General features: G+C 55.8%; 6 protein-coding genes and 1 pseudogene. 5 read left to right on the forward strand and 2 right to left on the reverse strand.

The annotated features are described in order from the left end of the window. Positions 1-209: hypothetical protein (locus CJ255_RS19410; protein ID WP_217352498.1), on the reverse strand; the 209-nt coding region annotated here is incomplete at its 3' end. A 170-nt stretch (positions 210-379) separates the two neighbouring features. On the opposite strand from CJ255_RS19410, the gene CJ255_RS19415 reads away from it, so the two are divergent. The 5 genes and pseudogenes from CJ255_RS19415 to CJ255_RS19425 all read left to right on the forward strand — a co-directional run bounded on the left by CJ255_RS19415 (position 380) and on the right by CJ255_RS19425 (position 9,584). After that, positions 380-580, forward strand: coding sequence for a response regulator transcription factor (locus tag CJ255_RS19415; RefSeq protein WP_097645745.1), 201 nt, complete (start codon positions 380-382; stop codon positions 578-580). Between the two features lie 472 nt (positions 581-1,052). Further along, the gene (locus CJ255_RS23755; RefSeq protein ID WP_165774820.1) at positions 1,053-1,205 is read left to right on the forward strand and encodes a hypothetical protein; all 153 of its coding nucleotides are present in this window, start codon (positions 1,053-1,055) and stop codon (positions 1,203-1,205) included. Positions 1,206-2,513: 1,308 nt separating this feature from the next. Next, entirely contained in the window at positions 2,514-4,826 is a 2,313-nt protein-coding gene (locus CJ255_RS24520) for an ELWxxDGT repeat protein (protein WP_281257223.1), read from the forward strand. Between the two features lie 444 nt (positions 4,827-5,270). Beyond that, a pseudogene (locus tag CJ255_RS24965) lies at positions 5,271-6,071 on the forward strand (M23 family metallopeptidase); the annotation flags it as partial. A 96-nt stretch (positions 6,072-6,167) separates the two neighbouring features. After that, positions 6,168-9,584, forward strand: a complete 3,417-nt coding sequence (locus CJ255_RS19425) for a golvesin C-terminal-like domain-containing protein (protein WP_245863596.1) — start codon at positions 6,168-6,170, stop codon at positions 9,582-9,584. Positions 9,585-9,659: 75 nt separating this feature from the next. On the opposite strand, the gene CJ255_RS19430 is transcribed toward CJ255_RS19425, so the two are convergent. Continuing rightward, a partial coding sequence (locus CJ255_RS19430; protein ID WP_097645748.1) for a DUF4351 domain-containing protein occupies positions 9,660-10,606 on the reverse strand: 947 nt, incomplete at its 5' end.

Here is a 10,606-nt window from a genome sequence, read left to right on the forward strand (position 1 = left end):
GCAACACGGATGAGTTTGTCTACGCGCAACTTGCCCGTATTGGCTTCGGGGTTGATCTGTTCAAGCTCCTTGTCGCAAAAGATCAGTGGCTGATCCCAGTCAACCCCCGCAGCGACCTGGGGAAAGAAGAGCTGCAAACAGGCGGGCATGTAGTGTTCGAGGGCGTACTTCCAAGCCCCATCAACATCAGCAGCGGTCTGTGCATCCATAGCCACTCCTCACGGTAGAACGAAAGCCTATAGTTGTACCGCAAAAAGGGGCCAAAAGATACGGTTTTTGGGGTACTTTGGCTGAAAATTGCCGCATCCCCTCGGAAAAAGCGCCGGGCGCGGCTTTAGGCTCATGACAACCATCAGCCAACCCCGAGGAGCACCAAGCCATGATCAACCTCACCCCCCAAGAGCAGCGCGTGATCCAACTCGCAGCCCAAGGCCAGACCAATGATCAGATCGCCCAAACCATGGGCCTCTCGCCATCCACCGTGAAGCACTACCTGCGTAGCGCCTGCCAGAAGCTGCGCGCCTCCAACCGCACCGCAGCGGTGGCGCGGTACTATGAGGATACAGGACTATCTTCTTAGCCCGAAAGGGCGTATAGGCATACGGGCAAATTCTTGCTAGGATGTAGGTGTAAAGAAATCCCTGTGAAACTCTCTTTGGAACGGCACAGCCGTCGAACGGGGTTCCCCCTCTCCCGCTTGCGGGTTTAAGGGCGGACAGAAAATGTGTGCGCCCCCTTCTGGAATCGCATTGCAACGCCAGGAATCTCGATCTCTTCCCCCCTCTCCCACAACGTGGGAGAGGCTTGCACTGAGCGTAGTCGAAGTGGAGCAGGGGGTAAGGGCCATCCGTGGCATCCCAATCACCTATCCGTAACTTGCCGAGCGAATGTTCTATCCCCCCTCTCCCGCTTGCGGGAGAGGGGGCTAGGGGGTGAGGGTCAACCGGCGCATCCCCTTCACCCATCCGTAGCCAACTCGACGAACATGCGCCCCGTCCTCATCCCTCATCCCTCACCCCTCATCCCTCCCCCCTTACCCAAGGAGCCACCCCATGACTACCAGCCTCGCCCGCCGCCCCCTCGCCGCTCTGCTCGCTCTCATGCTCCTCGCGCTTGCCCCGCTGCTCGCTTTGCCTACCACCTCGGTACGGGCTAATACTGAGGTGGTGCCGGTGCAGGTGCCTAGCTTTAGTAGAATAAGTTAATTATCAATAATTTTTTTGCAACGTTTTCTTATCTATTAAGAAAACGTTTGTGATTATTTTTAAATAATTACAGAGCAAAAAAAATTACTATCATACCCATAATACAATACCCAATTAAGGAGACCTAAGATGACTCGCATGAACTGTGTTAATACGTCTCTCACCCGTGGCATGCGCCTGCTGGCTTTGCCGTTGCTGTTCACTGCCATGTTGCTGGCTTCGCTGACAAGCTATCGTATGCCCGTCGTGCAAGCAGCAGATCAGACGCCCGTGTTGTTGCACAACGGTTTCATTGGCTGGTCGGTTGAGTTTCAGGGGATGCTCTTTTTTATGACTACGAATGGACTATGGAAGAGTGATGGAACAACTCAAGGAACCGTATCAGTAAAAGATGGTATTTCTGATGATTTCCCCATTTCTTTAATTGAAAGAGGTGATTATTTTGCTGTGAAGGACGATATTTTATTTTTTCGTGCTCGTACTAGTGCTAATGGAACAGAATTATGGAGGAGTAATGGCACACCGGATGGTACAAGTATTGTGAAAGATATTTATCCGGGTGTAAATGGATCTATAGTGTCGGGACTAACTGTTGCTGGTGATTATGTTTTCTTCTTTGCTGATGATGGCGTGCATGGTATAGAATTGTGGAAGAGTGATGGTTCTGAAGCGGGAACAGCACTGGTAAAGGATATTAACCCGGGGATTCAGAATTCTTGGATGTATACTGCAAATTACAATAATTATACTATACCATTTGCTTTTAATAATAAGGTTTTCTTCTTGGCTGATGATGGCGTACATGGTGTAGAGTTGTGGCGGAGTGATGGCACGTTGGATGGAACATTTTTACTTAAGGATATATCTTCAGGAAATCGAAGTCCTTACAATAGTGCCACGTACCATTTTATTAATTATGGAGTTTTGAATAATGAGCTTTACTTTGGTACCATGCACATATTTGATGAAAATAACTCACATGTAACGTTTGGTTCGTTATGGAAAACTGATGGTACTCAGAACGGAACAATTATGGTCAAAGTAGATACGGGGAATCCTAGCTCGATGCTAGTTTTCAATAATCAACTCTTCTTCAGATCAGACCGACTTTGGCGAAGTGATGGTTCTGAGGAAGGGACTATCCCGATCGCAAATCTTAATGGTATTCCAATAGTTGCAGGAGATACGCTTTTCATTTCCCATCAAGAACAAGGCTCATCTGCGCAGTTATGGAAAAGCGATGGTACTCCTGCTGGGACAATGCTGGTTAAGGATGGATTTGGTTGGATTAATAGTGAAAAAGTATTCATGGGTGAAAACGTCTTTTTTACAGCGAATAATGCCGTTCATGGGACAGAATTATGGAAGAGTAATGGCACTCCCGCAGGAACCGTTATGGTCAAAGACATTAATCCGCTCAGCGCTAGCTCAGGGCCGCGAAATTTGTTTACTCACAATAACGCTATCTTCTTCAATGCCAATGATGGTGCAACAGCACGTTTCTGGCAGAGCGATGGTACGGCGGAAGGTACGATAAAGTTGGCGGATGGTGCTTTCAAAAAGATAAATGAGGTCGCTGGACATGCCTTCCTTACCCGACCTAGAGAGGAGTATGTGCCGTCAAATAGCGGAAATGGTCTCTATATCTTGGGAACTCCTACCACGCCCCACACCATCGCTGGCCGCGTCACCACCAGCAATGGCAGCGGCCTCGCCGGCGTCACTGTCTCCGACGGGACGCGCACGGCGACGACGAATGCCAGTGGCGACTATACGCTCACTGGCGTATCGGCGGGGAGCTACACGCTCGTGCCGGCGCTGGCGGACTATAGCTTTAGCCCCAATAGCCGCAGTGTCAGTATCAGTGCCAACCTCGCGGCGCAGGACTTTACGGCGACCCCACTGGAGCCGCAGGGTGAGGAGTTGGTGCAGTCGCTGACGCCCAGTGAGGGGTTGAATAATCAGGCGACGGCGGTGACGGTGCGTGGCAATGGTTTTGCCACCAATACGCCGCCCATTGCCCGTCTGCTCAGTACGGCTGGTGTCTTCGCGCTCACCGATGTGGCCGCCGAGACGACGACGCGCTTTAGCGCGAATGTTCCTGCCGGCCTCGAGCCGGGCCTCTACGATCTGATTGTGACCAGCAATGGGCGCACGGGAATTCTGCCCAATGCCTTTATGGTACTCTCCCCCTCTGCCGACCCGTTCATCAGTACCGTCGTGCCCGATGCGGGCTTCAATGATCGTCCGGTGGAGGTGGTGATCCAGGGGGCCAACTTCGATGTAGGTGCCGCCGTCTACCTGGGCGAGACAATGCTCAACAGTAGCCGCCTCAGCAGCCGCTCGCTGATGGCGGTGGTGCCCGCCGGGGTTGCGCCGGGCAGCTACAGTCTGCGCGTCACCAATGGCGATGGCAAGCAGGTGGTGTTAGCCAATGGCTATACGGTGCTGGATGCCGCCAGCGAACTCAACGACGATCTGCTCAGCAACAGCGACTACCTCTGGCTCGATCCGGTGCTGCCCCGCGTGAACCATCCGGTGCAGTTGGGCCTGCTGGTTGAGCGTATGGGCGGCAAAAACACGCTTGAAGCGGTTGAAGTTCTCTTCCGCCGCGATGCCGCCGATGGGCCGGAGTTGGGGCGTGGTGTCGTCAACTTCCTCGACCCGCGCTCGATGGAGAGTACCACCCCCATCACCGTTACCTTTGACGCAACGGGTGAGGTAACCATCTACGCGATCATCGATCCGGATGGCGTGATTGCCGAGCATAACGAGCAGAACAACATCGTCCAGCGCACGATCATCGTCGCCCCCGCCGGCAACGACCAGGTTCCGCCGGTGGTGGAACAGATCCGGATCAATGGCGGGGCGGAGGCGGCGGTTACAGCGGCGCAGATCAATGTGGATGTGCGGGCGAGCGACCCGGCCCCGGGCAGCGGCGTGGGCCATGTCAACATCATCGAGTATATCTACAGCGACAGCATCAAACGCTGGGTGGCCATCGAACGTTCCGCCTGGCTGCCCTACCTCACCACCCCCGCCAACTACCGCTGGACACTGCAACCGCTGGCGGGCATGCGCTACATCCAGGTACGCGCCCGCGACGGCGCAGGCAACATCTCGGTCGGCCAAGCGCGCCGCCTCGTCAACTACATCGTCAGCAACGACCGCATCGCCCGCGACCAGACCCGCGTCTACCGCTACATGCTCGATCCGGGCCAGGCCTTCGAGGTCAACCTCGAAGTGCTCGAAGGCGACGCCGACCTCTACGTCTGGTCATCGCAGGCCGACCAGTCGGCCTGGGTGAGCAACCAGAGCGGCAGCGTCAACGAACAGGTACGCATCACCGCCGACCAAGTGGTGCCAGGGTTGTACCAAGTGGAGGTCTACGGCTACAGCGCCGCAAGCTACCGCCTCACCACCAACATCGGGGCCAGCGTCGCCAACGCAGCGAGCCTCGCCAACGGCGGCATTGACCCAAGCAAGACGCAACCGACCATGCCAGTCGTGCCGCTCAGCAGCATACCGAGCGAACACATGGGCAACCTGCCCGTCGCCGTCCCCGAGCTAGAGCAGCCCGCGACGGGCAACATGGTCTATCTGCCGCTGGTGCGGCGCTAAGCCACCAGTGCATTGCCACAAAGGGACGCAGAGAGTTGCGTTACCTTCACCAGAACCGCAGTGCAACGCCAAAAATCTCAACGTCTTCCCCCCCTCTCCCGCAAGCGGGAGAGGGGGCAGGGGGGTGAGGGTCAAAGGGCGCGTCACCATCAGGAATCTGTAGGTACATGCACAAGAGTTCTGTCCATCCATGAACCCACAACGTGGGAGAGCGGGCCGGGGGTGAGGGCCATTACGTGGCATCCCAAAGCCCTATCGGTCGCTACAGAAGCCACTCCTCACGGTAGAACGAAAGCCTATAGGTATACCGCAAAAAGGGGCAAAAAGATACGGTTTTGGGGGTATTTTGGCTGGAAAGCTCTTTTTCCCCTCGGAAAAAGCCCTGAGCAAGGCTTTACTCTCCTGACGACCATTCGTTACCCTAGAAATTGAAAGGATCTTCCCATGCAACGCACGTCTCTTCTCCGTACGCTCACGAGCCTCTTCGCCCTGCTGCTGGTTACACTCTTGGTTGCGCCGTTGGCCCATTGGACGCCTGCCGCCGCGCAGATCCCGTCGCCTACTGAAGTTGTTGTTGCACAGGGGAGCTCCCTTGATTCTGAGGATGTCGTACTTATACGAGCAGTAGAGCAAGCGATACCCAATTTTATTGGGGCTACGCCAACATCCCGAATTATTGTAGACAATATCGAGCAAGAAGGTGAATGGGCGTTTGGTACCGTAGCTATTACTGCATCTGAAGAAAGCCCAAGTCCGAGAGCTTGGCTTTTTTTAGCTAAACTGGAGGCCGGTATCTGGCAGGTATCATTTGAATCACAAGCTCTGTTTCAAGAATGGCTTGTATCTGTACCTGAATCGTTGGTGAGCGAAGCAGAGCGTGATGTTTTAACAATTAAACCATCCCTTGCTAATGATGATTCTGGTCAGTTGAGTTTACCATGGGCCACTGGCGAGACTTGGTACTATACAAGCGGTCCACATTCTGCTGTGGGCGCTCCAACCTTGAGTGCAGTAGATTTTAATGGAGCTAGTGCTAATATTCGCGCAGCTCGTGACGGCATTGCCTATCGACCATGCCCTGATTTCATACGTATAGTTCATGATGGTAATTGGACTACTACATACTATCATGTTGCTAATATAGCAGTCGCTCATGGACAAACAGTCACAAGAGGTACTTATCTCGGCAAGACATCCACATTGGTTGGCTGTGGAGGAACAGCAACGGGAGCACATGTTCATTTTGCAGTTGAATCAGATCCTAATGTGCCACGACCTATTCATGATGTTGCTATCGGTGGATGGCTAATCAAAAATGGGTCGGGATCATATCAAGGTACTATGGTGCGTATCAAAGATGGTTTGATTCGCACTGCCAGTATATATTCTTCTGAGAGTAATAGTATTTATAATGATGGAACTATTGGAAATGGCACCTCCGGCCCCACCGAAATCATCTGCGACAATACGCGCCCGAACTTCCCCGACTCATGCTTTAGCCAAAGCACCCCCAGCGATCCCCAGATCGATTGGCAGATGAGCAGCGCAGGCAATCCCCACGGTGCCAATGCCCAGTGGCTCAATAATCGCGCTCCCACTTCGAGGACGGAGATAGATGCTGCCCGTTGGACACCCACGATTCCCCAAGCGGGCCTCTACGAGGTCTATATCTGGTATCCGACTACGAATAGCCATCCGCCAGCGACCGATACGGCGCGCTATGAGATTAATGATCGCGATGGGCAGCACTATCTGACCTGGCCCCAAACGCGGAATGGCGGTCAGTGGAATTTGCTGACGGTCATGAATTGTGATGCCGGCAGGAGCCGTGAGAATTGTAGCGTGCGCCTCGATAATACCACCCACGAGCCGGAAGATACGCGGCGCGTCTGGGCCGATGCGGTCAAGTTTGTGCGCCTAACCTCCGATGAGGTCATTTGTGATAGCACCAATCCCAATCAATCCGGCTCATGCTTTACCAACTTTGTGAAAACAACCTGGCATACCGTCACCGACGGCGACCCCTACGCTGGCTCGGCTTCGGCGGTCTGGAATAGCCAACATGCTCCGGTGACGGATGCCGATGCGGGGCGCTGGACCCCCAACTTACCCCACGCAGGCCTCTATGATGTCTATATCTGGTATCCACGCATTACGTCGCCTGCCACCAGTGCGGCACGCTATGAGATCAATGATAACAATGGTCAACGCCATGTAACCTGGGATCAGCGCACCGCCCCCGGCAATTGGCACAAGCTGACCGAGATGACCTGCAATGCGGGCCGCGATGTCGCTTGTAGTGTGCGCTTGCACGCTGGCACGCCCGAGGCGTCGGGCACGACGCGGGTGCTCTTCGATGCCATCAAGTTTGTGCGCGTTACCCCTGAGGTGATCTGCGACAATCGTAACCCCAACGGGCAGGGTTCCTGCTTCACCAACTTTGTCTTGCCGGGTACCTCGTGGCACACCGTCACCGATGGCAGCCCCTTTAATGGAACCGCCTTTGCCGTGCCGAATCGCATGGAGTTCCCGGTGAGCAATGACGATGCCGATGCGGGGCGCTGGACGCCCACGTTGCGTACGGCTGGCCACTATGAAGCCTATCTCTGGTATCCGACGATACTACGCTCGCCCGCCACTAGCGCGGCGCACTATGAGGTTAATGACAACAGTGGCCAACGCCAGGTAATCTGGAATCAGCGTACCAACCCTGGTATTTGGCATGAACTGACCGAGATGACCTGCAATGCGGGCCGCGATGTCGCCTGTAGCGTGCGGCTACATAGTGGCACATCAGAAGTTGCGGGCTCAACACGGGTACTCTTCGATGCTATGCGCTTCCTATTGCGCCCCCAGTTGACTATCACCCCAAGCGAGTTGCATCCCACTGAGACAATCCGTGTGCGTGCGACCGGCTTTACGCCCAATGGTGCTGTGCGTCGCATCGTGCTTGTACCCAACAAACAGGTCTACGAATTGACTCTGCAAGCCAATGATGATGGCAGCTTTGGCTACGACTATACGATGCCCGCCGATGCTCAATTTGGTCACTATGAGATCCGTCTGCAGGATGTGACTACGGGTGCCTGGAGTACCACTGCTACCTACAATGTGAGCAACCCGGATGCAACTGATCGTCCCGCTATCACCATGGCGCTTGGCTCCGCCAGTGCGCTGAACGATCAGCCGAGCGAATTGCTCATTCAGGGGCACAATTTTGCCTTTGGCTCGTTCGTGCGCCTTGGCGAACAACGATTGCCCACTCACCGGGTCAGTAGTGAACTGCTCCAAACCACAGTGCCCGCCGGTTTGACGCCTGGTGGCTACGATCTAGCTGTATTCAGCCCCAACGGCCATCGCGCCGTGCTTCCCAATGGCTTTACTGTACTTGATCCCGAGGCCGAACTCAACGACGACATGTTTAGCAGTAGCGACCAACTCTGGCTCGAACCGACCAGTCCACAGGTGAATACACCTGTGCAATTGGGCCTGATTGTACAGCGTCAAGGGGGCAAGCGCACCCTCGAGAACGTACCTGTCGCCTTCCGGCTCAACGCACCGAACGGCCCACTCCTTGGTACCACCAACATCCCCTTCCTCGATCCGCCCAACAGCAGCGAAAGCACGGCGGCGCTCCAAGTCAGCTTCCCCCAGGCAGGGCCGGTTACCATTTATGCCATCATTGACCCCGAGAACAACGTTGCGGAACGCGACACCAGTAACAATGTCATCAGCCGCACCATCCAAGTCGTACCCGCCGATCCCGATCAGACCCCGCCCGTCGTGCAGCAGATCCGCATCAATGCTGGGAGCAGCAGCGTCAGTAACCCTGAGCTAGATCTCAACATTAGCGCCACCGATCCCGCCCCGGGCAGCGGTGTTAGCCATGTCCATGTCATCGAATACATCTACAGCGCGGGGGCGCAACGCTGGGTGCCAGTCAATCAATCGGACTGGATGCGCTTCAATGCCAGCCCACAGCGCTACAACTGGACGTTGCAGTCACTACCGGGCATGCACTATCTCCAAGTGCGTGCGCGTGACGGCGCAGGCAACATCTCGATTGGCAATACCTACCAGTTGGTCAACTATGAAGTAGCCAGCGACCAGATCGCCCGCGGCCAGACCCGCATCTATCGCTACAATGTAGCCGCAGGCCAGCCCTTCCAAGTGAATCTTGAAGTGCTTGACGGTGACGCCGACCTCTACGTCTGGTCTTCGCGCACCGACCAATCGGCTTGGGTAAGCAACCTAAGCGGTAGCGCCAACGAGCAGGTAACCATCCCCGCCAACGCGATTGTGCCGGGCGTCTACCAAGTCGAGGTCTATGGCTTCAGTTCCGCCACCTACCGCCTCACCACCTCCAGCAACGCGACCGCCGCAACCAGCCTTGCTGATACTGAAGGTGGACATGACCCCGAGAAACTCCTCCCAAGCGCACCGATGCTCCCCGTCACCAACATTCCCGATCAGCGGGCTGGAACCTTCCCGCTCATCGAGTGGCCGACAGACAACGGTGACCCTGGCGACAACGGCGACCCTGGCGACAACGGCGACCCTGGCGACAACGGCGACCCTGGCGACAACGGCGATCCTGGCGACAACGGCGACCCTGGCGACAACGGTGACCCTGGCGACAACGGTGACCCTGGCGACAACGGTGACCCTAGCGACAACGGTGACCCTAGCGACAACGGTGACCCTGGCAATTCAGGGGTAAACGAGCATCGCATCTACTTACCACTTGTACGGCGCTAATTGAAGCGATCGCATGGAAAACAAGAGGGAGTACGAGGGAACGTGGTTCCCTCGTACTCCCTCTTGCTTCCTTGCTCATGCGCTCCTTACACTATCTCCCCCACCCTGCCCCCGCAGCCACGCCGCAAGCTCAGCCTGCGTCGTGAAATCAAGCAGCGCCTTGCTCAGCGCATCCAACTGCGCGGAGTTCAACTCCGCAATCTTCGTCTCCAGCGTCTCGTTAAGCGATCCGATTTTGTACTTGAGTAAGCGCAGCACCATGTTGCGCTCAACCTGGAGATAGGCAGACGCCTCAAATGGAGCCACATCCCACCCCTCGCGCTGCCCCTGCAGCCACGCCGCAAGATGCGCCTGGGCCGTGAAGCTGAGCAGCGCCTCGCTTAACGCATCTAACTGGGTGGTGTCCAACGCCGCAACCTCGGCCTCCAACGCCGCGCTAAGCGAACCCAATTTGCGCTCCAAGAGGCGCAGCACGACCTTGCGTTCGCCCCTGGCTTCACCCTCAGCACCGGCCAGCCGTTCGATACTGGTCACAAAGGGAGTCATACCACGCTCCTCCTGTTCAATTTGACGCATTGTAGCACGTACTGGCTCATCAATGCTGGGTGGCAAACGCATGAGTTGATCCAACAAGCGGTAGAGGTGGCGCAGATCCTCAGCCGAATAGCCCTGGCGCAGACAGGCGCGAAAACGGGCGATCTTGCGCCGCATGCGCTCTTCGGGATCGTGGCGCGTCGCTTGCGCCTCGCGGTGGATCAGCGTGATCGTGGCGATGGGGTTGGCGCTCGCTTCCAGCATCTGCGCATCGAGTGCCCACAGTTTCACTGTTGGAAAGCGCAGCATGAGGACACAATCAGCAATATCGTAGCCAAAACGATCGGGACGCCAATGGGGATCATCGTCGGCCAATACCGCGAGACTCAGCACCGGCCCATTCTGGCGGTCGAAGAGGCGCACATGGTAGCGGCACATACGCTTGGCAAAATCCAGATCGCGTTGCGCTTGGATCTCCAGATGGATAA

The organism is Candidatus Viridilinea mediisalina (genome assembly GCF_002532535.1).
In the GTDB taxonomy this organism is placed as follows: Bacteria; Chloroflexota; Chloroflexia; order Chloroflexales; family Chloroflexaceae; genus Viridilinea; species Viridilinea mediisalina.

What these genes read in the sequence shown, in the direction of transcription:
- CJ255_RS23755 (WP_165774820.1), top strand. Translation starts at nt 1,053, where the DNA reads ATGACTACCAGCCTCGCCCGCCGCCCCCTCGCCGCTCTGCTCGCTCTC.
- CJ255_RS24520 (WP_281257223.1), top strand. Translation starts at nt 2,514, where the DNA reads ATGGGTGAAAACGTCTTTTTTACAGCGAATAATGCCGTTCATGGGACA.
- CJ255_RS19415 (WP_097645745.1), top strand. Translation starts at nt 380, where the DNA reads ATGATCAACCTCACCCCCCAAGAGCAGCGCGTGATCCAACTCGCAGCC.
- CJ255_RS19425 (WP_245863596.1), top strand. Translation starts at nt 6,168, where the DNA reads ATGGTGCGTATCAAAGATGGTTTGATTCGCACTGCCAGTATATATTCT.